This is a genomic window from Pseudomonas sp. SWRI81 (assembly GCF_014268545.1).
Classification (GTDB): Bacteria; Pseudomonadota; Gammaproteobacteria; order Pseudomonadales; family Pseudomonadaceae; genus Aquipseudomonas; species Aquipseudomonas hamedanensis.
Genome location: NZ_JABWQS010000011.1, coordinates 62499 through 86436, shown reverse-complemented (window position 1 = coordinate 86436; position 23938 = coordinate 62499). Strand labels below are relative to the sequence as shown.

At 58.2% G+C, this 23938-nt stretch carries 16 protein-coding genes and 2 pseudogenes; 3 read left to right on the top strand and 15 right to left on the bottom strand.

Annotated elements, in window-relative coordinates:
- Window positions 1-5: 5 nt before the first annotated feature.
- The 3 genes from tssE to tssB are packed head-to-tail and all read right to left on the bottom strand — an operon-like array spanning window position 6 to window position 2433.
- Window positions 6-419 carry a type VI secretion system baseplate subunit TssE gene (tssE, locus tag HU765_RS09875; protein ID WP_186619999.1) on the bottom strand — a complete coding sequence of 138 codons (414 nt, stop codon included), beginning with the start codon at window positions 417-419 and terminating at the stop codon, window positions 6-8.
- The gene (gene tssC / locus HU765_RS09870) at window positions 420-1892 is read right to left on the bottom strand and encodes a type VI secretion system contractile sheath large subunit (protein WP_186620194.1); all 1473 of its coding nucleotides are present in this window, start codon (window positions 1890-1892) and stop codon (window positions 420-422) included.
- Window positions 1893-1929: 37 nt separating this feature from the next.
- Window positions 1930-2433 carry a type VI secretion system contractile sheath small subunit gene (gene tssB, locus HU765_RS09865; protein ID WP_186619997.1) on the bottom strand — a complete coding sequence of 168 codons (504 nt, stop codon included), beginning with the start codon at window positions 2431-2433 and terminating at the stop codon, window positions 1930-1932.
- A gap of 335 nt (window positions 2434-2768) precedes the next feature.
- Here tssB and vasI point away from each other — a divergent pair, with 335 nt between their 5' ends.
- Genes vasI through tssM form a run of 3 tightly spaced genes read left to right on the top strand, consistent with a single transcriptional unit; the run spans window position 2769 to window position 8476 of the window.
- Entirely contained in the window at window positions 2769-3431 is a 663-nt protein-coding gene (gene vasI / locus HU765_RS09860) for a type VI secretion system-associated protein VasI (RefSeq protein WP_189684216.1), read from the top strand.
- Complete coding sequence (gene tssA / locus HU765_RS09855; protein ID WP_186619989.1) at window positions 3419-4855, top strand: type VI secretion system protein TssA; 1437 nt, start codon at window positions 3419-3421, stop codon at window positions 4853-4855. The genes vasI and tssA overlap by 13 nt, the downstream gene beginning before the upstream one ends.
- Before the next feature lie 9 nt (window positions 4856-4864).
- Complete coding sequence (tssM, locus tag HU765_RS09850; protein WP_186619976.1) at window positions 4865-8476, top strand: type VI secretion system membrane subunit TssM; 3612 nt, start codon at window positions 4865-4867, stop codon at window positions 8474-8476.
- Window positions 8477-8945: 469 nt separating this feature from the next.
- On the opposite strand, the pseudogene HU765_RS26775 reads toward tssM, so the two are convergent.
- The 12 genes and pseudogenes from HU765_RS26775 to tssI form a co-directional block, all read right to left on the bottom strand.
- A pseudogene (locus HU765_RS26775) lies at window positions 8946-9097 on the bottom strand (hypothetical protein); the annotation flags it as partial.
- 117 nt (window positions 9098-9214) lie between these two features.
- Complete coding sequence (locus HU765_RS09840; protein ID WP_186619972.1) at window positions 9215-9478, bottom strand: PAAR domain-containing protein; 264 nt, start codon at window positions 9476-9478, stop codon at window positions 9215-9217.
- Between the two features lie 125 nt (window positions 9479-9603).
- A complete protein-coding gene (locus tag HU765_RS09835) occupies window positions 9604-10293 on the bottom strand; it encodes a hypothetical protein (RefSeq protein WP_186619971.1) in 690 nt (229 codons plus the stop codon).
- Entirely contained in the window at window positions 10265-12115 is a 1851-nt protein-coding gene (locus tag HU765_RS09830) for an RHS repeat-associated core domain-containing protein (RefSeq protein WP_346727517.1), read from the bottom strand. The genes HU765_RS09835 and HU765_RS09830 overlap by 29 nt, the downstream gene beginning before the upstream one ends.
- A gap of 403 nt (window positions 12116-12518) precedes the next feature.
- Complete coding sequence (locus tag HU765_RS09825; protein WP_186619970.1) at window positions 12519-12782, bottom strand: PAAR domain-containing protein; 264 nt, start codon at window positions 12780-12782, stop codon at window positions 12519-12521.
- Window positions 12783-12866: 84 nt separating this feature from the next.
- Complete coding sequence (locus HU765_RS09820; RefSeq protein ID WP_186619969.1) at window positions 12867-13208, bottom strand: hypothetical protein; 342 nt, start codon at window positions 13206-13208, stop codon at window positions 12867-12869.
- A 2-nt stretch (window positions 13209-13210) separates the two neighbouring features.
- Entirely contained in the window at window positions 13211-15586 is a 2376-nt protein-coding gene (locus tag HU765_RS27090; RefSeq protein WP_346727525.1) for an RHS repeat-associated core domain-containing protein, read from the bottom strand.
- Window positions 15560-15658: pseudogene (locus HU765_RS27085) on the bottom strand (RHS repeat domain-containing protein); the annotation flags it as partial. The pseudogene HU765_RS27085 and the gene HU765_RS27090, both read right to left, overlap by 27 nt.
- A gap of 93 nt (window positions 15659-15751) precedes the next feature.
- Window positions 15752-16015, bottom strand: coding sequence for a PAAR domain-containing protein (locus HU765_RS09810; protein ID WP_186619967.1), 264 nt, complete (start codon window positions 16013-16015; stop codon window positions 15752-15754).
- Between the two features lie 35 nt (window positions 16016-16050).
- On the bottom strand, window positions 16051-16413 hold the full coding sequence (locus HU765_RS09805) for a hypothetical protein (RefSeq protein WP_186619965.1): 363 nt from the start codon (window positions 16411-16413) through the stop codon (window positions 16051-16053).
- A 1-nt stretch (window position 16414) separates the two neighbouring features.
- Window positions 16415-20989 carry an RHS repeat-associated core domain-containing protein gene (locus tag HU765_RS09800; protein ID WP_186619963.1) on the bottom strand — a complete coding sequence of 1525 codons (4575 nt, stop codon included), beginning with the start codon at window positions 20987-20989 and terminating at the stop codon, window positions 16415-16417.
- Window positions 20986-23748: a type VI secretion system Vgr family protein gene (gene tssI / locus HU765_RS09795; protein WP_186619961.1), complete on the bottom strand. Its 2763-nt coding sequence runs from the start codon at window positions 23746-23748 to the stop codon at window positions 20986-20988. The genes HU765_RS09800 and tssI overlap by 4 nt, the downstream gene beginning before the upstream one ends.
- Window positions 23749-23938: the final 190 nt, after the last annotated feature.

Here is a 23938-nt window from a genome sequence, read left to right as displayed (position 1 = left end):
CATCCTCATCTCACGCGGGTGTAGCCGTCGCGGCCATGCATGGCCACCTCGATCTGCACCTGTTCTTCCTTGTGGTGGACCCGCACCTGGCAATCCAGGCGAAAGTTCAGCTCCAGCGGCAGGTCCGGGTCGGGCTGATAGCGCACGCCCGTGACCCTGATGCGCGGTTCAAACGCTTCCACCGAACGCCGGATATCGGCGCTGATGGCTACCACCAGATCACTGCTGGCCTGGGTGACGCCGTTGAAATCGCGCAGGCCCAGTTCAGGGCTGCTTTGCGAGCAGCCCTGACGTGAGTTGAGCACCTGTTCCAGGTGGCGTTTGATCGCCGCGACCCGCTGGTGCGCCTGTTCATCCGCGCTGCCGGGGCGGTAGCGCGGTGCGTCGGGCTCCAGGCGTTCGAACAGGCTGCCGCCCACTTATTGGGTGTCCAGCCGACCGACCAGGGAAATCTCGAAGTTGGCGCCCATGTACTTGAAGTGCGGGCGCACGGCCAACGACACCTGGTACCAGCCCGGATCGCCGGCCACGTCCTGCACGACGATTTGCGCGGCACGCAAGGGCCGGCGGCTGCGCACGTCGGACGAAGGGTTTTCCTGATCGGCGATGTACTGCTTGAGCCAGGTGTTCAACTCGCGTTCCAGATCCTGGCGCTCCTTCCAACTACCGATCTGCTCGCGTTGCAGCACCTTGATGTAGTGGGCCAGGCGATTGACGATAAACAGATAGGGCAACTGCGTGCCGAGCTTGTAGTTGGTCTGGGCCTCCTGGCCTTCGCGGGTCTTGGGAAAGTTCTTCGGTTTTTGTACCGAGTTGGCAGAGAAGAACGCCGCGTTGTCGCTGTCCTTGCGCATGGTCAGCGGGATGAAACCGGCTTCGGCCAGCTCGAATTCCTTGCGGTCTGAGATCAGCACTTCGGTCGGGATCTTGGCCTGTAACTGGCCGAGGGACTCGTACAGGTGCACCGGCAAATCATCCACCGCGCCGCCGGACTGCGGGCCGATGATGTTCGGGCACCAGCGGTAGCGGGCGAAGCTGTCGGTGATGCGCGAGGCCATCAGGAACGCGGTGTTGCCCCACAGGTAGTTGTCGTGGTTGCCGTCGACGGTTTCGTCATAGCCGAAGCTGCGCGTTGAATTGTCGTCGGTGCTGTAGGGCGGGCGCAGCAAGAAGCGCGGCAGGGTCAGGGCCAGGTGGCGGGCATCTTCGGATTCGCGCAGGCTGCGCCATTTGGTGTGGCGTGGGCCTTCGAAAATGTCGCTGACCTCCTTGAGGTCAGGAAGACCCTGGAAGCCTTCCAGGTTGAACAACTCGGGACCCGCAGCCGAGACAAACGGTGCATGGGACATGGCGCCGATGGAAGCCACATAGCTGAGCAACTTGATGTCTGGCGAGCTGGGGCCAAAGGTGTAGTTGCCAACGATGGCGCCCACCGGCTCGCCGCCAAACTGACCATAGCCGGCGGTGTAGACGTGCTTGTACAAGCCGCTGCGGGTGATGTCGCCGGCGTTGTCGAAGTCGTCCAGCAGCTCGTCTTTGGTAACGTGCAGCATTTCCAGCTTGATGTTCTCGCGAAAGTCCGTGCGATCCACCAGCAGCTTCAGCCCGCGCCAGGCCGATTCCAGTTGCTGGAACTGCGGCTGATGCAGGATGACGTCCATCTGCTTGCCCAAGGCGCGGTCGATTTCGGTAATCATCTGGTCAACCCGGTGCTTGTTGACCGGCTGCTGGTGATCGCCGCTTTGCAGGATTTCGCTGATGAACGCGGCCACGCCTTGGCGGGCCACGGCATAACCTTCCTGAGACGGACGCATGGTGGTGTTGGCCAGCAGTTGGTCGAGCAACGACAGGGGTTCGTCAGCCACCAATACTTGGGCGGCGGCGCTTTCCATAGGCATGGGGAGTACTCCGTTGAGAAGGGTGTTCAAGTCAGTTGTTGGGTGCGTCGAGCACCAGGTTCAGTTCGCTGGCCAGACGTTGGCGGGCGGTTTCATCGGTCAGCAGGCTTTGCAGGTGTTTGCGGAAGGCCGGGACATTGCCCATGGGGCCTTTGAGTGCAATCAGGGCTTCGCGTAATTCCAGCAACTTGTTTAACTCCGGCACTTGGCGGGCGATGGCGTCAGGGCCGAAGTCATCGATGCTTTTGAATTGAAGTTGCACATTCAAATCGGCGTCATGGTCGTTGTTCAAAACGCACGGAACGGCCATGTCCAGAGCAACTTCGGCTTTGGTCAGTACTTCGTTGAAAGTGTCTTTGTCTATTCGAACGGATTGCCGATCTTCAAGGGCGGTTAGTTCGCCGTGGCCTTTGAAGTCACCTGTGATCAATAACTTTAATGGTAACTCAACTTCAGCCTGTTGATCGCCCGTGGCCGGGACGTACTTAATGTTGACGCGTTCTTTTGGCGCGACAGAGCCATGAGATTTCGACATGAGAAAAATCCTTTTCGGAAGGTCGGCGTATTAGAAACAGCTGTCGCGGAGTTTGTCATGTAGGACGAAGCGGACGCGATTCGTGGCTTTCGGATGTAGGAAAAATGCCAAATAGTGGTTTTGTAATTTTTCCTACGTTTTTCATGGATCGGTCTGAAGGGCGTCTCTTTTAATTCAGATATTAATGACGAGTTGTTCGTCTTTTACTTGCCTAAAATTCGTAGTCGGGTGACGCTCGATAAGTTAATTGAATGAACTTCCGGTCGGGCTGCGTTAGTTAAAAAACTGCAGCAGCGCCCGGTTCGGATTTCGCTAAGGCTTATCAGGAGGCGTTGATGCACAACGGATGGCGAGGATGGAAATGGGGGCTTTGCCTCGCGGTTGTGGCCGTAATAGAAGCGCAGGCAGCGACCCAGGATTGCCCTGCCATCGTCTCGCCCTTGAAGCGCCTGGAATGCTTTGATCTGGCGGCCGGCACGCCCATTCATCAGCCACCTTCGCCGCTACGAGCCTTGGGCCGGGTGCTGCCGATTGTCGATCTGGTGCAGCGCAATGAAGCCAGGCGTCCTGCGGAGGATCAGCGTTTCCTGTTGTCGTCATTTCCGGAGCCGGACAACGATCAGCAACAACGCATCGTAATCTCAGCCCCAGCGTTGGGCGCGCTACCACCTCGGCCTTACCTGGCCATCAGTTGCGAATCGAAAATCTCGCGCCTGCAACTGGTGCTGGATGAGCCGGCCAAACCGAACAAGATTCGCATCCAACTGTTCAAGGATGAACGCCCGGTCTCCGCGGCCTATCAGTGGCAGGTGCTGGACGACGCCGGCCTGGTGGTCGATGCCGGGCGCGGGCTACAGGCGATTGCCTTGTTGCGCAACATGGGCGGCGGCCAGCGCCTGCGACTGGAGAGCGACTATCCGCGGCTGCACGGCCTGGTCTTCGACGCTGAAGGGCTGGGTGAGTTGATCGAGCAGGAGCGCCAAGTATGTCGCTGGTAATCGACGTGCCAGCGGACACCGTCAAGTTGTTGCTCACCCCCATCGACCCGAAGCAACCCGCCGGGCATTTCGATGTGGAGGACGAAACCTACCAGAGCATCGACCAGGAGATGGTCAAGCTCGGCGGCCTGCGTGAAGGCGACATCGACTGGCCGTATATTGACGAAGCGTCCCGCCAGTACCTGGCGACCCAGTGCAAGCACTGGCGCGTCGTCGCGCACCTGCAAGTGGTGTGGCTGCGCACCCGCCAATGGGCGCGCTGGGCCGATGCCCTGGGTTTGTTGGCCGGCATGGTCGAACTGTATTGGGACAGTGCCCACCCCAAGCCCGGCCCCACCGGTTACCTGAACAAGCGCAAGCAAGTGCAGCGCCTGTTGGGCGACCTGGGGCAGGTGTTGCCGGCCCTGGAGCGCAGCAGTTTTGAACCGGCCTACCAAGCCGCGGCGGAACTGGCCCTGGCCAATCTGCAACGCTGTGTCGAAAGCGCCAAGCTCGACCCTGCGCCGCTGGACGCGTTGCAACGCCAGTTGGACAAATACAGCGAGCCGGTCGTTGCCACTGAGTCCGCCCGTGCGACCACGTCCAGCAGTGTGCTGGAGTCAGCCTTTTTCACCAGCCACAAACCGCAAGCGCCGAGCAATGAGCGCGAACAACGCCGCGCCGTGTTGAACATGGCCGAGCAGATCAATCAACAAGACCCCTACGACCCCACCGGCTACCAACTGCGACGCTTCGGCCTGTGGTCGCATTTGCGTACTGCGCCGCTTATTACCCGCGACCGTCGCACCGAATTGACCGCTGTGCCCAAAGATATCGTCGACGGTTATCAGGACGCGCTGAACCACAACGCCATTGAGCCGAACCTGCTGCTGCGCATCGAAAAAAGCGTCTGCGCCTCGCCGTACTGGCTACGCGGCAGTTATCTGGCCGCCGAGGTCGCCTCGCGCCTGGCAATGGAAGAAGTAGCCGGCGCCCTCCGCCAAACCTGTGAACGTTTCGTCTGCCGCCTCCCGGCCCTGCTGGAATTGTGCTTTAGCGACGGCACTCCGTTCGTGGATGCGCAAACCCAAGCCTGGATAACCGGCGCCGACCAGGCGCAAACCACCGGCAGCCCGGTGCAGGAGTACGCCGGCCTGCGCGACGAACTGGCCAGCCAGCTAAACACCGAAGGCGTGGAAGTGGTGCTGCTGCGCCTGCAGGAGCTGCACGCCACCCAAGATGCCCCGCGCCAGCGCAGCTACGCCACGGTGATTGCTGCCGACTTGCTGGCCTCGCGTGGCCTGTCGTGGCTGGCGGACGACCTGTACGCCAGCGTTGCACGGTTGATGCGCGAGACCACGGCGCTGGGGTGGGAGCCGGAGTTGTACCGGAAAGTGGCGCAACCCATCGACGACAGTCATTTGATCAAAGCGGTTAAGGAGTAGGAGCGATTTATGGGGATGGTCTGGGGTTACCTCAAACGCTGGGGCCTGCCGGTGCTGCGTCAGTTCAACCAAGCGGTGCCAGTGTTGGTGCTGCTGGGCGTGGTGTTCTTGCTGATCGCCATCTGGTGGTTGGGCCCGCAGTGGACCTGGCGTGAGCATCAGCCGCTGGGTGAACTGGCGATGCGCGTCTCGGCCAGTGTCGTGGTGCTGGTGGTGCCACTGCTGATCTGGGCATGGCGGGTGCGTAATCGTTATCAGCGTTTGCAGGTTGAACGTCAGCATGAGGCCGCGGTGCAGGCCGATCCTTGCCTGCCTTATATCGAGGCGCAGGAACGGGCCCTGGATCGGAGCCTGGGCAATTTGCTGAACAATATGGAGCGCCGCCGTTCGCTGTATCAGCTGCCGTGGTACCTGGTACTTGGCGAGGAAAATGCCGGCAAGACCAGCCTGATCACGCGTTCCAACCAGAGCTTTGCCTTGTCTCATGTGACTAAGGCTGGGGTCAGGGTCCATCAGGAAGAGCAACTGGCCTATTCGGTGGACTGGTGGATCGGTGACGAGGCGGTGTTGATTGACCCACCGGGTGAGTTCCTCAGTCACTCGGATTCACCGGCTGAAGACATCGAGCAGCAGGGTAAGGTCAAACCGGTATTGCCTGCGGGCACCCACTCGCGTCTATGGCGACACTTGCTCGACTGGTTGACGCGCAACCGTAGCCGTCGCGCGTTGAACGGCGTGGTGTTGGTGATTGATGTGCAGGCTTTGCTGGCGCAGCGTCCCGAACAACGCAAGGCCCACGCGAACCTGCTACGCACCCGGCTGTTTGAGCTGACGCGGCAGTTGGGCACGCGCTTGCCGGTGTACGTGACACTGAGCAAGTTCGATCTACTGGAAGGCTTCGAAGAGTTTTTCGCCCGCTTGTCGCGCACCGGACGCGAAGACCTGTTGGGCTTCACCTTCAGCCTGGACGCTGTGGATGATTTCGATGCCTGGCTGGCGGAACTGACGCGCCAATACCAAACCTTTGTCGACTGCCTGACCGAGCAGGTTTTCAATAGCACCAGGGCGTCGCGCACGTTGGATGAGCGTGATCGCTTGCAGGCGCTGATGCATCAGACGGCGGGGTTGCGTCCGGCCCTGTTTGGCTTCCTCAGCGAAATGCTCGGCAGCGATCGTTTCACCACCCCGGCGCTGGTGCGTGGGCTGTATTTTTCCTCGGTCTTGCAGCAAGGCACCCTGAGCAACGCCTTCGTCAAAGAAGCAGGGCAAGCCTATCAACTGCCGCCACCGCCACCCGAGGTCAAACCCGCCGGTGGCACGGCGATTTACTTTGCCCAGCAACTGTTCCACCGGGTGATCTACCCGGAAGCGGGCCTGGCGGGCGATAACATCAAGGTGGCCCGCACCAAGCGACGATTGCTGATCGCCGGGTTCAGCGTTGCATCCTTGGGCTGCCTCGTGGTCCTCGGCACCTGGCAGTATTACTTCAATATCAACCGTGACAAGGCCGCGAACGTATTGGCCCAAAGCCAGGAATTCAGTGGCCGGAACATCGACGTCCGGGTCGACCCCACCGGGCGCAACCTGTTGCTGCCTCTGGATCAGATTCGCGATGCGGTGCTGGTCTACGGCGACTATCGCCAAGCATGGCCGTTGATCTCGGACATGGGCTTGTATCAGGGGAGGGCAATTGGCCCCACCGTGGATGAGGCCTATCTGAATCTGCTGTCCAAACGCTTCCTGCCGGCGATTGCCAGCGGGGTGCTCGATGCCATCAACACCGCGCCCGCCGGCAGCAACCGACAACTGACGGCCTTGCGCGTCTACCGCATGCTCGAAGAACGGCAAAACCGCCGCCCGGCGATTGTCGAAGAATGGGTCGCCAAACAATGGCAGCGTGCCTATCCGGGCCAGGGTCAGTTACAGGCGGATCTGATGAGGCACCTGGGCTACGCGCTGAAATACGCCGATGCAGACCTGCCGCACTACCGTGAACGCATTGCCCAGGTGCAACAGCAATTGCGCCAGTTGCCCATGGCCGAACGGGTTTACATGAGCCTGAAGCAGGACGCCCTCGAGCGTTTGCATCGCCCGCTGGACCTGCGCAATGAGGTCGGCCCCGCGTTCGATATCGTCTACCGTCCACTGAACACCGATCAAGAAGGCAGTGGCCTGCAGTTGCCGCCGCTGCTCACCGCCAAGGGCTTCAAGGACTATTTCGAACCCGGCACCGAGGGCATCATCGAACTGGCGATGATCGACCAGTGGGTGCTCGGCGAACGCCAACGCCTGGACTACTCCGACGAAGACCGCAAAGTGCTGACCCAACGTGTCCGCGCCCTGTACAGCGCCGACTACGTGGACAGCTGGCGGCGGGCGCTGAATCAGTTTGCGGTCACCGATTTCGATGACCTCAGTCACGGTGTGGCGGTACTGGAACAAGTCACCGGCCCGGCCGCACCGCTACGACGGTTGCTGGCAACCCTGCGTGACAACAGCGTGATCTACCCGGCCGTGCCCTTGGCTGAAGGGCAAGCGCCGCTCAAGCTGGACAAGTTGCCGGAGGGGCAACAACAGGCGGCAGTGATTCGGCGCGCGTTCTCCAGTCTCTCAGAGCTGATCAGCGCACGAGGCGAGCAGCCGTCCTATTACGAAGAGACCCTGCGCTCGGTCAGCGCCGTCTACGACTACGCCAAAACCGTGCACGACAACCCCGATCCCGGCAAGGCGGCGCTGAAAACCGTACTCAACCGCTTCTCCCTGGACGGTGCCGACCCCATCGCCAACCTGCAGCGCGTCGCCGTGGGCCTGCCCGAACCGCTGAACCAGCACGTCAAAAAACTCGCCGACCAGACCTCCCAAGTGTTAGTCATTGCGGCTTTGCGCGAACTGGAAAAACGCTGGGACAGCGAAATCTACAGCTTCTACCGCGACCGTCTGGCAGGGCGCTATCCGTTCAAGGCAAGTGGCGAGGATGCCTCGCTAGAAGACTTCGAAGCCTTCTTCGGCCCGCAGGGCCGACTGCAGCAATTCCACGATCAGTACCTGAACGTGTTCCTCAAAGACAACCTCGACGCCCTGTACTCCGACAGCCTCGGCGGTTACCTGGTGCGCAGCGACGTATTGGCGCAGTTGAAAAAGGCCGAGCGCATCCGCGACACCTTCTTCAACCACCGCGGCCACCTGGCCGTGCAACTGACCATCGAACCCGTGGCCCTGAGCGCCACCCGCCTGAGCAGCATGCTCAGCGTCGACGGCCAACTGATCCCCTACCAACACGGCGCACCGCAACGCACCGGGCTGGTGTGGCCCAACAGCCTGGGCAACACCAACGGCAGCCAACTGACGTTGGTGCGCAGCACCGGCAACACCGCCAGCCTCAGCTATCGCGGGCCATGGTCGTTGTTTCGGTTGCTTAGCCGCGGACGTCTGAACGGCCGTAACGATACCAGCGTGGACCTGACCTTCTCCGTCGCCGAGGGGCTGATGCGTTATCGCATTGGCGCAGAGAAGGCCAACAACCCGATTACCCAGCGCAGTTTTGAAGGGTTTGTGTTGCCGAGGACGTTGCTCGAAGAGCGACCAAAAAGGGCGCGCAGTGTTGAAATCACGCAGCGGTAAGAGGGGCAGCATGAGGCCATCACTCCCGCAGCGACGACTGACACTGTTAGTGCACCGGACAACCGCGTCCAGAAGACCGGATAAGGATTCAGAACTATCGAAAGCTGCCGCGAATTGAGTCGCGGCTATGCTTCCACACCGCCACATGCGGTTCCTGCAGGTAGCGCAGGTATTGATGTTCGCGAGTGTTGTTACCCGCACGGTCGTAGAACCATTGCAGTTTGCAGGCGGCGTTTTCGGCGAGCAGCAGGTTGCCGTTGCCGTCATAGGCGAAGGTTTCGGTCTGCCATTCAGGCCTTCCTTGTGCCCTGCATGGCGGGCGATCAGGCGGCCGAGTGGGTCGTACTCGAACTCGTTGACGCGGTCGCCATCGAGACGGCGGGTCGGCTGGTCGCTGCCGTGGTCGTACAGATAGTGGGTAGTTTGCTGGTCGAAGCCGGTTTCCTTGAGCAGGCGCCCGGCCGGGTCATATTTGAAGCTGGCGGTGCTGTTGTTTTCGTTGCGCAATTCGATCAGTTGGCCGAGGCGGCCCCAGCGGTAATCGAGGGTTGTGTCGTTGGCGTCCTGGCGCTGTTGGATCAGCCCGGCTTCGTTGTAGTGCCAGGTGGTGCGTTGGCGCAGGGCGTCGGTGTGGCTGAGCAGGCGGCCTTCGGCGTCGCGGTTTTTTACACGGGCAGGGGCATTGGCGCGATCAAGCCAATGCCGATGACGTCTGGTTGTTAAAGAGCGGTGCGCCTGTCAGCGATGTACGGCACCGCGCGAGCCGCTGGCGATCAGGGTCGCGCCGCAAGTGGTCTTCATGCCATCCAGCGCCACGGGAATGCCGTTGACTGAATAGGTGCAGCTACCTTCGGCAATCGGGAAGGGGCCTTTGCATAACGGGCACATCACCATGTGACCTTTGCCGGCCATGGGCTTGCCGTTGAGGTTAGTGTGGGGGATGGATTCGGTGACAATGCCACCGTGGTCGGTGGTGTCGCCGAGGCGAACAATATTTTTCAACCGAGGTACTCCTATTACACATCTTCTTTTTTCTGTTTTAATGGTGTTGGGTTGCGTGAGGTGATCTTAATTTGTTATCTCTTGCTAAGTTTGGATTTGTGGGGAGGCATACATGAGGTTGTGGGCTAAAGCGGTTTTAAGCGGGAAATATGTGCCTTGATTTTATTTATTTTTCCCGCTATATCAGATGGCCCTAAATACAAAAAGCCGTGTTCTGGATCATCAAACTCACCAATAGATTTCAATACAAAACCTTTTAAATTGCTAATTTCGCAAATAAGATTTATATCTTTAGTGATTGTTCCTGTCCATCCCGAGTTTAAAAAATTCGAAACTTCGCAATCCTTAGGCAGACCTACAATATATGAGCAACGCTCACTCAGCATGGCGGACAATGTAGACATTAGGGCCGGTTTGGACAGACTTACCGCCCCAAAAAATTTTATACCTTCCCTTCCTTCAATGACGAAATCTTGATAGTTTTTGCCATGAAGAATTTCAATTCCCCTTGCTTTTAAACCGCCCCATAATCTTCTGTGGCGGGTAATTCGATTATCTGGTTGCCATGAGCAATTCCCAATCAGGAGCCAAGTATCTTGTTCTGGTATTGCGCTATTAATGTTCGCATACAAATATTCTAGTATATCTAACTGAGTGGTGCGCCATGAAAGTTTTGTCGTTGTCCAGCTGATAGCGGATAGGCTGCATTTGTCTGGTTTTATAATTCCGTCAAGATTGATCAGGTCATTGCCCTGAAGCGCATTTTTAGTGCTGATAATTTTAATGTCAGTAATCATAGTGGTTGCCTGGCTCATCATTGAAATGAGCTCCTCTGTTCTGAGGATTCCCCATGCCGAAATTGTGTCCGTTAGAGTCATCTCTAATTCTTACAGTTTTTGTTCCACCCCCAGGAGCAGCAATCTCGTATTCATAAATCCTGCCAGGTTGAGGGTTTCCACGTCTGTCCACATTTTGCATGACCTTACTAGGCTGCTGGCTGGTCGGAATTCCTGATTTTCGCTTAGCCTCATTAAATGCACCCTTACGACCTGCACCGGAAGGAGTCATATTCTTGGGTGCGGAGTCTATCGTGTCACTGTCACAAGGACACCGCGTCAATCCCAGCGGATCAATCCATTCCACCGGATTGGGCGCATACGCATACACATTTAGTCCACCCGCAAACCCAATCGGATCCTTGCCAATAAACCGCCCGACCTGTGGATCATAGTACCGATAACGGTTGTAGTGCAGCCCGGTTTCCACATCGAAGTACTGGCCTTGAAAGCGTAACGGGTTGCGCAGATCCGCACGTTTGGCGCTCTCGCTGCGCTGCTCCTTGGCCAATCCCCAGACTTTGTAGACCCCGGCCCAGGCGATGTCGCCCTGTTCGTCGGTCAGTTCCATCGGCGTGCCGAGGTGGTCGCATTGATACCAGGCGAGCGCGCTGAAGCTCACCGGCTTAGGCTTGTGCTGCCACACCGGATCACGGTCGATGTCGTAAGCGCCTTCATAGGTCGGCTCGGGCAGCAGCTGAATGCTGCGTTGCTCCACCGCCTGCGCCACCGGCACAAAACTACCCGGTTCAAAAAAGTAGTGGGTCAGGCGTTCGCTCTTGTCGTTGTTACGGCTTTCAAAGGCCAGTACATCACCGTCCCAGCCGTAGATCGTGTAGCCACAGCCGTACTGTTCATCGAGCTTGGCGCGCTCCAGCTTGTTCCACATCGGCCCGGCTTCGCGGCGGTCGTGGTACTTGGCTTTGGACAGTTTGAACAGCCGCCTCCCCAGCGCGTCGTAGGCAAAGCTGACGGTCAGCCGGTCATCTGCGTAGCCGATCAGGCGGTCGTACAAATCCCAAGTGAAGTGAGATTTTTTGCCGTTATGCAGGCGCTCCTTGAGGTTGCCGCGTTCGTCGTAGCTGTAGTGGGTGCCGACGTAGTCGCGCAGCAGGTTGTCGAGCAGTTTGGATGGGCCGTACTGATTGGGACGACGCGGCGCCTGCGGGTCCAGCAGATTGCTGGCCGGATCGAAGGCGAAGGTCTCTTCGCCGCTGATGGTCTGGGCTGAGAGCAGGCGACCGAGCGGATCGTAGCGGTAGCTAAGGGCGCCGCGCCGGGTATCGTCGATGCGGGTCAGTTGGCCGGCGGCATCATGTCGGTAATTGCGTACCACCAGGCGTTGGGAGTCGCCGCGTTTTCCCAGCGCTTGTTCCTGTAGTTGACCGTTGGGCGTCCAGGCTTGCCGTTGTTGCAGGCCGTTGCCTTGGTCACGGCTGATCTCGCGGTGCAGGTTGTCGCGTTGGTAGCTGAGCAGCTCCTGATCGTCGGCCTTCAAAGCCAGCAGGTGGCCGCTGCCATAGGTCAGCCAACTGACCCGATGCCCATCCGGCCGGGTGGTGGCCATGCGCTGGTTGAGGGCATCGTATTCATGTTTCCACACCGCCACATGTGGTTCCTGCAGGTAGCGCAGGTACTGATGTTCGCGGGTGTTGTTGCCCGCACGGTCGTAGAACCATTGCAGTTTGCAGGCGGCGTTTTCGGCCAGCAGCAGGTTGCCATTGCCGTCGTAGGCGAAGGTTTCGGTCTGCCAGTCCAGGCCTTCCTTGTGCCCGGCATGACGGGCGATAAGGCGGCCCACCGGGTCGTACTCGAATTCGTTGACCCTATCACCGTCGAGGCGGCGAGTCGGTTGATTGCTGCCATGATCGTAGAGGTAGTGGGTAGTCTGCTGGTCGAAGCCTGTTTCCTTGAGCAGGCGCCCGGCCGGGTCGTATTTGAAGCTGGCGGTGCTGTTGTTTTCGTTGCGCAGTTCGATCAGTTGGCCGAGGCGGTCCCAGCGGTAGTCGAGTGTTGTGTCATTGGCGTCCTGGCGCTGCTGGATCAGCCCGGCCTCGTTGTAGTGCCAGGTGGTGCGTTGGCGCAGGGCGTTGGTGTGCGTAAAGAAATCGGCCTTCGGCGTCGCGGGTTTTTACACGGGCAGGGGCATTGGCGCGATCAAGCCAATGCCGGTGACGTCAGATTGTTAAAGAGCGGGGCGCCGATTAGCTGTGCACGGTACCGCGCGTGCCACTGGCGATCAGGGTTGCGCCGCAAGTGGTCTTCATGCCATCCAGCGCCACGGGAATGCCGTTCACTGAATAGGTGCTGCTACCTTCGGCAATCGGGAAAAGGCCTTTGCATAAGGGACACATCACCATGTGGCCTTTACCGACCATGGGCTTGCCATTGAGGTTGGTATGGGGGATGCATTCGGTGACAACGCCGCCGTGGTCGGTGGTGTCGCCGAGTCGAATTATCTCCGTCATTTCTTTGTGCTCACTCTGTTTGCCAAGTAATGTTTTAACGTCGAGAATTGATTTGCAGTGTCGATAAAAATGTTTTTCATCGCCTTATGGCTGTGTTTGGTTTTTTTTAACGAATTGCTCAATGTCATCCAGAGCATCTCTGGCGTGCCCGGAGAACTCTTTGGTTTTTAAGAGCTTGTTTAGTAGTGGGATAGTGGTGTTCATATTTATTGTTCTGTGAATTCGTGCTACATGCCCTAGGCATGTAATAGATAACTCAGTGATATTAGAGCTCTTTTTTGAGTTAATTTGCTCGCTGCATTTGTTTTGAATCCATTCTGGATCGTTTATGTTGAATGTCATATACATGATTGCATCTATGACTGTTTGCTCGTCATTAGATTTCAGTAGTAGTTCTATTTTGTCTTTGTCGTGAGCTTCTGGCATGGTTATCTCCTTATTTTTCCTTTGCTTGTGACTTGTTGTATTCTTTTTAGTGCGTTTTGTTGGTCGGTGTGAAGGTCACACCAGCATCGAACATGCCCATGGAATTCCTCGTCATCATTGGGGAGTGTTTGTGTCCTGTCCAAGACAACTAGTTCATTATTTTTGACGTCAACTCCAACTCTCCGAGGAGAGGAATCTTTGACTTGAATAGAGTTGTCCAATGCGGCCTGCCCATTTGAGGGGGCTCGACTTTTGACTGAGTTATCTGCTGTCCCATGATAAGGTGCGTCTTTATAGACTCTTGATAACCCAAGCGGATCAATCCAATCAATCGGATTCGATGCAAAAGCATAGACGTTGAGTCCTCCTGCAAACCCAATCGGATCCTTGCCAATAAACCGCCCCACTTGCGGATCATAGTACCGATATCGGTTGTAGTGCAGCCCGGTTTCCACATCGAAGTACTGTCCCTGAAAGCGCAGTGGATTGCGCACATCCGCACGCTTGGCGGTCTCGTTGCGCTGCTCCTTGGCCAGACCCCAAGCTTTGTAGACCCCGGCCCAGGCGATGTCGCCGTGTTCGTCGGTCAGTTCCATCGGCGTGCCAAGGTGATCGCATTGGTACCACGCCACGGCGCTGAAGCTCACAGGCTTAGGCTTGTGCTGCCACACCGGATCTCGGTCGATGTCGTAAGCACCCTCATAAACCGGTTCGGCCACCAGTTGGATGCTGCTCTGTTCAATGGCTTGCGCCACCGGCACAAAGCTGCCCGGTTCAAAAAAGTAGTGGGTCAGGCGTTCGCTCTTGTCGTTGTTGCGACTTTCGAAGGCCAGCACATCGCCGTCCCAGCCGTAGATCGTGTAGCCGCAGCCGTATTGTTCGTCGAGCTTGGCGCGCTCCAGCTTGTTCCACATCGGCCCGGCTTCGCGGCGGTCGTGGTACTTGGCTTTGGACAGCTTGAACAGCCGCCTCCCCAGCGCGTCGTAGGCAAAGCTGACGGTCAGCCGGTCATCTGCGTAGCCGATTAGGCGGTCGTGAAGATCCCAGGTGAACTGGGACTTTTTGCCGTTGTGCAGGCGCTCCTTGAGGTTACCGCGTTCGTCGTAGCTGTAATGGGTGCCGACATAATCGCGCAGCAGGTTGTCCAGCAGCTTGGAGGGGCCGTATTGATTGGGACGACGCGGCGCCTGCGGGTCCAGCAGGTTGCTGGCCGGATCGAAGGCGAAAGTCTCTTCGCCGCTGATGGTCTGGGCAGCGAGCAGTCGTCCAAGTGGATCGTAACGGTAGCTGAGCGCGCCGCGTCGGGTGTCGTCGATGCGGGTCAGTTGGCCGGCGGCGTCGTGCCGGTAGTTGCGCACCATCAGGCGTTGGGCGTCACCGCGTCTGCCGATGGCTTGTTCCTTCAATTGGCCATTGGGCGTCCAGGCCTGGCGCTGTTGCAGGCCGTTGCCTTGGTCGCGGGCGATTTCACGGTGCAGGTTGTCGCGTTGATAACTCAGAAGTTCTTGATCATCTACTTTTAGCGCCAGTAGATGGCCACTGCCATAGGTCAACCAACTGACCCGATGCCCGTCTGGGCGGGTGGTGGCGATACGTTGGTTGAGGGCATCGTATTCATGCTTCCATACCGCTACATGCGGTTCCTGCAGGTAGCGCAGATACTGATGCTCGCGGGTGTTATTACCCGCGCGGTCGTAGAACCATTGCAGTTTGCAGGCGGCGTTTTCGGCGAGCAGCAGGTTGCCGTTGCCGTCATAGGCGAAGGTTTCGGTCTGCCATTCCAGGCCTTCCTTGTGCCCTGCATGGCGGGCGATCAGGCGGCCGAGTGGGTCGTACTCGAACTCGGTGACCCGGTCACCGTCGAGGCGGCGGGTCGGTTGGTTGCTGCCATGATCGTAGAGGTAGTGGATGGTCTGCTGGTCGAAGCCGGTTTCCTTGAGCAGGCGTCCGGCCGGGTCGTACTTGAAGCTGGCGGTGCTGTTGTTTTCGTTGCGCAATTGGATCAGTTGGCCGAGGCGGTCCCAGCGGTAATCAAGCGTTGTGCCGTTGGCGTCTTGACGCTGTTGGATCAGCCCGGCTTCGTTGTAGTGCCAGGTGGTGCGCTGGCGCAGAGCATCAATATGGGTGAGCAGGCGGCCTTCGGCGTCGCGCTCGAACTGCTCTTCGGTTTTATCCGGGTGGATCAGTCGTACCAGCTGCCCGGCGCGGTACTCGTAGGTGGTGAGGTTGCCTTCGGCGTCAGTGAAGCGGCTGAGCTGGCCCAGTGCATCGTAGTCCCACTGACTGATTTTGCCCGAGCAGTCGGTGTAGCGGATCAGTTGGCCGTCGGCGTTGTAGGCCAGTTGCTTGCTGCCGCCGTTGGCGTCGGTGATGACCACGGGCAGGTTGTCGCTGTTGTAGCTGTACTGGGTTTTGTTCTCCAGCGGGTCGACGGTCTCGATGATGTTGCCGCGCTGATCGTAGCGGGTTTTGGAGTTGGCATAGGCATTGGCGCGATCAAGCCAATGCCGGTGTCGTCAGGTTGTTAAAGAGCGGAGTGCCTGTCAGCGATGTACGGTGCCGCGCGAGCCGCTGGCGATCAGGGTGGCGCCGCAGGTGGTCTTCATGCCATCCAACGCCACGGGAATACCGTTGACGGAATAGGTGCTGCTGCCTTCGGCAATCGGGAAGGGCCCCTTGCATAAAGGGCACATCACCATGTGGCCTTTGCCGGCCATGGGTTTGCCGTTGAGGTTGGTGTGGGGGATGGATTCGGTGACAACGCCACCGTGGTCGGTGGTGTCGCCGAGGCGGACGATGGGTTTCACATTAATTTCTCTCTTTGTGTCCTGTAATTAAAAGATCAACATGTCTTATTGTTTGAACGAATTTTTGAAAGTGTTTTCTCAAGAATCGTCATGTCGGGCGGGTTCTTTTGAGCGCCCTTGGAATCTAACCATGAAGATACTTTGCGCTTGAGTAGCTCCATCCCATCTTTTGTAAAATCGTCACGATAGTAATTGCGATCAATGAGTTTCCCATTTGCGTCTTTTTCAAAATTGCTCAAAAGCTCATTTTCATAAAAAAAAGTGCGTAGTGCGGTTAACGTCCTTCTCGCAATAATTTGCTTTTCGATGTCTGGAATGTTCTGGTCGTTTTTGTCGATCATTTGATATCTAGCGACCACTGAGTCTATATCTGACCAAACCAGGAAGTTTTTGTCCATGTTATGGAATTCTCATAATTGTGGATGGCCCATTTATGGGGACTAGGTCTTTTGTCTTTCTGTCTCGTATATATGTTCCTCCGGCGTCAATTATTCTATTTTCCTTGTCTATTTGGCTTTGCTTGAGTGCTGTTGGGCTGGTTATTTCATATGTTTGTGCTCGGCCATTATCAATGATGGCTGTGTCAACCCTGCGCCGCTCTTCGGTAATAGGATCTTTTACTGAATTGCCATTTGAGTCTCTCAAATAACATTCGCACTGAATGGTTGCGTTAGGATGTTGTTCCCTCATTCGATTGTTAAATGTTTGGTGTCTTCTATCGCCATCCACCGCATTTTTTATACGGGCTAATCCATATGGATCAGTCCAGTACACCGGATTGGGTGCATAGGCATACACATTCAGCCCACCCGCAAACCCAATCGGGTCCTTGCCAATAAACCTCCCGACCCGCGGATCATAGTACCGATAGCGGTTGTAGTGCAGCCCGGTTTCCACATCGAAGTACTGTCCCTGAAAGCGCAATGAATTGTGGATGTCCGCCCGTTTGGCGGTCTCACTGCGCTGCTCCTTGGCCAGCCCCCAAGCTTTGTAGACCCCGGCCCAGGCGATGTCGCCGTGCTCATCGGTCAGCTCCATCGGCGTGCCGAGGTGGTCACACTGGTACCAGGCCACAGCGCTGAAGGTCATCGGTTCTGGTGTGTGCTGCCAAACCGGATCACGGTCGATGCCGTAAGCGCCTTCATAGACCGGCTCTGGTAGCAGCTGAATGCTGCGTTGCTCCACCGCCTGCGCCACCGGCACAAAACTGCCCGGTTCAAAGAAGTAGTGGGTCAGGCGTTCGCGCTTGTCATTGTTGCGGCTTTCAAAAGCCAGCAGGTCACCGTCCCAACCGTAGATGGTGTAGCCACAGCCGTACTGTTCATCGAGCTTGGCGCGCTCCAGCTTGTTCCACATCGGCCCGGCTTCGCGGCGGTCGTGGTACTTGGCTTTGGACAGTTTGAACAGCCGCCTCCCCAGCGCGTCGTAGGCAAAGCTGACGGTCAGCCGGTCATCTGCGTAGCCGATCAGGCGGTCGTACAAATCCCAAGTGAAGTGAGATTTCTTGCCGTTATGCAGGCGCTCCTTGAGGTTGCCGCGCTCGTCGTAGCTGTAGTGGGTGCCGACGTAATCGCGCAGCAGGTTGTCCAGCAGCTTGGAGGGGCCGTATTGATTGGGACGACGTGGCGCCCGCGGGTCCAGCAGATTGCTGGCCGGATCGAAGGCAAAGGTCTCTTCGCCACTGATGGTTTGGGCCGCGAGCAGGCGACCCAACGGGTCATAGCGGTAGCTGAGCGCGCCGCGCCGGGTGTCGTCGATGCGGGTCAGTTGGCCGGCTGCGTCGTGCCGGTAGCTGCGTACCACCAGGCGCTGGGCATCGCCGCGTTTACCGATGGCTTGTTCCTGCAACTGGCCGTTGGGTGTCCAGGCTTGCCGCTGCTGTAGGCCGTTGCCTTGGTCACGGCTGATCTCGCGGTGCAGGTTGTCACGTTGGTAGCTGAGCAGTTCCGTATCGTCGACCTTCAAGGCCAGCAGGTGGCCGCTGCCATAGGTCAGCCAACTGACCCGATGCCCATCCGGCCGGGTGGTGGCGATGCGCTGGTTGAGGGCATCGTATTCATGTTTCCAGATCGCCACATGCGGTTCCTGCAAATAGCGCAGGTACTGATGCTCGCGGGTGTTGTTGCCGGCACGGTCGTAGAACCATTGCAGCTTGCACGCGGCATTCTCGGCGAGCAGCAGATTACCGTTGCCGTCATAGGCGAAGGTTTCGGTCTGCCATTCCAGACCTTCCTTGTGCCCTGCATGGCGGGCGATCAATCGACCGAGCGGGTCGTACTCAAACTCGTTGACCCGGTCGCCATCGAGGCGGCGCGTCGGTTGATTGCTGCCGTGGTCGTAGAGGTAGTGGATGGTCTGCTGGTCGAAACCGGTTTCCTTGAGCAGGCGCCCGGCCGGGTCGTATTTGAATGTGGCAGTGCTGTTGTTTTCGTTGCGCAGTTCGGTCAGTTGGCCGAGGCGATCCCAGCGGTAGTCGAGGGTTGTGCCGTTGGCGTTCTGGCGCTGTTGGATCAGCCCGGCTTCGTTGTAGTGCCAGGTGGTGCGCTGGCGCAGAGCATCAATATGGGTGAGCAGGCGGCCTTCGGCGTCGCGCTCGAACTGCTCTTCGGTTTTATCCGGGTGGATCAGTCGTACCAGTTGCCCGGCGCGGTATTCGTAGGTGGTGACGTGACCTTCGGCATCGGTGAAGCAGCTGAGCTGGCCCAGCGCATCGTAGTCCCACTGACTGATTTTGCCCGAGCAGTCGGTGTAGCGGATCAGTTGGCCATCGGCGTTGTAGGCTAGCTGTTTGGCGCTACCGTTGGCATCGGTGATGACCACGGGCAGGTTATCGCTGTTGTAGCTGTACTGGGTTTTGTTCTCCAGTGGGTCGACGGTCTCGATGATGTTGCCGCGTTGATCGTAGTCGTACTCCCACAGCCCGCCTTCGGCATCGCGGGTTTTGAAGAGCTGATCCTGATCATCATAGGCGTGATGAACTGACGAACCGTCGGGGCGGGTGTGCTGGAGCAGGTTACCGCGATCATCGTAGGCGTAACTGTCGGTACTGCCGTCGGTATGAATGTGCTGGGTGATGTTCTTGGCGTCGTCGCGGTAGAACCACTCCTCATTGCCGTCGGGGTAGATGATGCGATAGGTGTAGCCGAGGATGTCGTAGTAGTGCCAGGTTTCCTGGCCCAGGGCGTCGGTCACGTAGGTCAGGCGGATGTTCTCGTCCCACTCTAGGCGGGTGTCGTAGCTGCCGTCATCGGCCCACTCGCGTATGGCCTTGGCGTCAGCCCCTTCACCTTGCCATTGCAGGTTCATGCCGCGCCCGGTGCGGTCGGTGTAACGGGTGATCAGGTGATATTGGTATTGGTAGTCCCATTGCGCGGCATTTTCGTCACGGGCGGCGATCAGGTCGCCGTGCTCGTCGTGGTCGTAGCCAGCCAGTTGCCGGGATGGTAGACCTTCGTGCATCAACCACAGCGCTGAGATGTGACCGTGTTCATCAAGTTGGGTGTGGATATGCTGGTGTTGAGTGTCGCCTTGGTAGGTGACCAGGTCTGAAAGTACGGGCTGGCCGGCAAACTGGTGCTCATAGTGCAAGGCGATGCGGGCGCCGCCGCGTAGGCTGATGGCGATCAGGCGGAAGTGTTTGCCGATGCGTTCGTAGTGTTCTTGGCTGTCGTGCCCCCGCACAATCCTCAACTGGCTGTCGTTGACGTGCACGAGTACGACGTTTTCAATCGGGTCGTAGTGGAATTTGCCCAAGCCGGGCAGCGGGTAGGCGTGGCTTCGGCCGTCGTTGGCGTGATAGGTGAGCGCCTGCCCATCGAGGTCCAGTCGCATCGAAAACGGAGTAATCCAGCGAGCCCCTAATTCGCTGCCGTCGAAAGCGTCAAGGCTGGAGCGGTAGGTGCGCGCCCACGACAGGGGAAACGCGCCCGGCAGGTTGAAGTCGGTGTGCACCAAGGTCTCGGTGCCGCGGGCGAAGCTGATGCTGTTGCAAGACCCTGAGCAGGCGCGATTGATGGTTGGATTTGGATCATTTGACGCCTGACGTTCGCTCCCTCGTGTCGTCAGGCTATTCTGATCTTGGGTGGTCTGGACGCGATTAGTTTGATGGTTTGAGGCGTTTGCGGTTCGGGGACCGCGACCCTTTCGAGCAGCTAGAGCAATGATAAGTACATCTATCAAGTGGCCAATGCTTCCCTTTTCCGCTTTGTCAGCCAATTTTGTGATTTGGGTCGCAACCATTTTACCGATACTCTCTGCCTTCTCAGATAGAGATAGGAGTTGTCGACTGAGTTGTTCTGAAAATATATTCTCGTCTATCAGAAAATAGGCTGCGCCACTGATAGCTATGCCCACTGGGCCCGTCGCGGCCATTAGTATCGATGCTTTTTTGGTCGTTTTAATTGCTTTTTTTAGAGATTTTTGACCCTCTTCACTCGCGATGCCTTTGAGCATCTCAGCGAAAGAGTTGCAGGCCGCTACGATTTTTTCTGCTATTTTCTCGAGCAGTTCGCTGAGGCGGGTATCAATTGCCTTTACAAAGTCTTCAATTGTACCTTTACTCTTTTCGTTTAGATTTTTTTCAAGTGCCTCCAGCATTGCGATGCTGATTCTTTCGATCCCTTCTTTACGTACTGTTGTAAGCGTTGTTCGTATAGCCAGCCGTGCTGGACCTACTCCGGGAAATGTAACGAGTCCTACTACATTGACGCCGAAGCTGACCCAAGTCAGAAAATCATTCGGATTGTCGTCCATGAGGGTTAGCAAATCCCCGATGGCATCCATCGCCGCGAAAACAGTGCCCACGCCGGGAATTACCGAGCCTACTGCGTAAACGTGTGTCCATCCAATTTTGTCGTTCGTAAGTTGGCGTATCCACTGATCTAGCTTCTCTTCACCTGATTTGAGATCCTCTACGGATACAGTATTGGTTGGGCCCGTGGCTACTTGTCTTGGACGTTGAGGTGGTTGGGTCATCGAAGCTTCTCCGAAGAAGTGTGCAGAAGTTCAGTAGCCGTCTGACTCTGGGTCATTGTTGATAGTGTTTTTGAAAGGTCAGATGGACCGGTCCTTGGGAGTGGGAACTTCGTTGGTGCGGGGGTTGATGGAAAGTCGGTGAGAGCGTCTTTCAACCGCTTCTGCAACGGCTTGGGTAGTGTTTTGTTAAGTGAGTCTGCATCAGTGATTTGCAACTGTTCGAACGGTCCGGGAAAGCTGTCGTCGGTCCAGGCATCGACTGGGTCGTTGCCGAGAACTACCTTTGCAGGGCCAGCTGCCAGCCCTGCTACGGTCGCAAACCCATTGCCATCCAACTTGCCCTTGATGACCTTGCCCAAGGCATCCGTCACCTGATACTCCGCGCCCTTGAACGCATGACCATTGGCATACTGCTGAAACAACTCCAAATTCCCTTTCCCAGCCTTCGGCTCCTCCGGGAACGCCGCCGCCTGGCTCTTCGCTCCCTTGTAGAAAAAGTCCGTGGCGTGCGCCGTATACAACCCACTGGTGGCATGAGTAATCCCCCCAGCGTTGTAGGTGGTGCTACTCCCAGCCGCCTGAATCACGATCTCTTCCTTGGCACTCAACGTAATGCGCTCAGCCGTCACGGTGACCTTGAGTTTGGCCAGCAAGTTGATGTTGTCTTTCAGCGCCCGGATATCGATATCCCCGGAGGCGGCCACCAACCGCCAGCCCAGGCTCTGCACGAAGGTGCGTACACCACGGCTGGCGCTAATCAGCAGGCGTTTGCCGATGGCTAGACTGGTGTGGCCGCCGCTGCTTAGGGCGAGGTGTTCGCCGCTGGCGATATGCGTGGACTGCGGGGTGCTGCTGGCGATGCCGGCCGGGCTGTGTAATACCAGATGCGGTTCGGCCAGTTCCGGGTAGTGGTTGGCGCTGGGGTTGCCGCCGCTGCCACGGATGGCGCTGTGTTGGGCCTTGAGCGCGTCGGCGACTTCGTCCTGGTCGCCGCTTTCCTGGGCCAAATGGTCGCGGGCTTCGCTGGCGAAGGTGGCGTGGTGTTGGCGGGCGGTGTCGAGTTGTTCGGCGGTTTCGGGCAGGTCGGTGTGGTGTTCGGCGGCGCGTGGGCGTGGTTGGGTGGTGAGCAGTAGACCGCCGCCAGCGCGCAGCACGCCGTGGGCGTCGGTGCGCAATTCAAAACCTTCGCCGCGCGGCACGCCGCCACCGGGGCGTGGGTGGGTGAGGTAGCCGAGGGTGAGGGCGCTGGCGGCGTGGTCGCTCATCAGTGCGGCGCTGATTTGTCCGGTGGTGTCGTCCAGGCGCAGTTCGTTGTGGCGCTCGCCGTGCAGTTCCTTGCTGCGGATCGGGCTGAGGGCCTTGAAGTCCGGCAGTTTGTAGGGCGCGCGGTTGATGGCGTGGTAGCTGCGGCCGATGATCAGGGGCTGGTCCGGGTCACCTTGCACGAAGCCGACCAGCACTTCCTGACCGATCCGGGGCAGGGCGACGTGGCCCCAACCGGCGCCGGCCCAGTTATGGGTGACGCGTACCCAGCAGGAGCTGCGGTCGTCGTCCTGGCCTTGGCGATCCCAGGGAAATTGCAGGCGTACGCGGCCGTGTTCGTCGCAGTAGATTTCTTCGCCGGACGGGCCGACCACGGTGGCGATCTGCGGGCCTTCGATGCAAGGCTTGGGGCGCGGCGGTGCTTGCCATTCGACGTTGTCGGGAATCAGTGTGGCGGTGAAGCTGTAGTGGGTGCCCACCTGGCTGTCGACGGCTTCTTCTTCCATCGCGGTGTACTGGCGACCGATGTGATGGATGGCAACGGCGCGCCAGCCGATGTTGAGGTCGTCACGCGGGTGCCCGGTCAGATCAAACGCCAGCCCCGGCACCAGGCGCGCATCGTCGCCCGTGACTTCGGCGGTGCGCGCATCACCGCGCAGGCCTTGCAGGCGGGTCTGGGTGAAGGGCTTGCCGGCGTCGTCATGTTTGTAGCGGCCGGGGTAGTCGTAGCGTTCGTAGTCGGGGCTTTGGTGTTCCAGCTGGCGCGCCTGTTCGTGCTGCTCCAGGTTGTAGCGCGGGTGGGTGAAGGTGTAGTCGCGCTGGGCCTGTTGAGCGCTCCGCACCTGCTCGCGGTAGGTGAAACTGTGCAGCGCAGGTTGCGCTTGATCGCCACCGGGATTGGCCTCGTACATCAGCGGTTCGCCCTCGATCACACCGAAGCTGGCGATGTGGTCGGCCTGGATCAGCTGATGTCCGCCCTCGCTGTGTTGGAAGATCGTCAGTAGGCCTTCTTCGGCGGCCAGGCGCTGGTAAAAATCCCAGTCCAGATCGCCGGCCTGCACGCAGTATTCGCGGGGCAGGTGGGTTTCGGTCAGGTGCTGGGTGCAGGCACCCCAGCGGCGTTCGGTGGCAAGTTGTTCGAGGATCTGCGGCACGCTGCGTTGCTGGAAGATGCGCCAGTCCGATTGCAGGGTGGCGCGGGCCAGTTGCGGTTCGATCACGGCGCGGTAGGCGGTGCGACGAAAACCGGTCTTGCCCTGCTCGAAACGGCTGATCAGGCCGTGCACGTGGCGCACCGGTTGTTCGCCTTGCCAGATCGTGAGGGTGGCGGGTTGATCCAGCAGTTGCGCGAAGTCGGCAGTGGCCGAAGTGCTGACCAGGTCCACGGTCAGGCAATACAGTTTGCAAAGTTCTTCGGTGAGTTCAAACGAGACTACGTCGAAGTTAATGGCTGCGGTTGAACTGAAAGTAAAGCGCACATCGCGCGGATGAGGCATGGCAACTCCTGCGGGCGATCCCTGTGGCAGGTCTTAATAGCCTCGAACTTTAAAGAGGCACTGTCTGCCTGTCGCCTTCACGCTTTCCGTATGTGCTGTGGGAAGTTTCCTTAGTTGTGCGTAAGGATGATTTTTTTCGGGTGTAAAGTTGCATGGGCGCTACGAAAAACAACGAAATTTCCTACAGCTG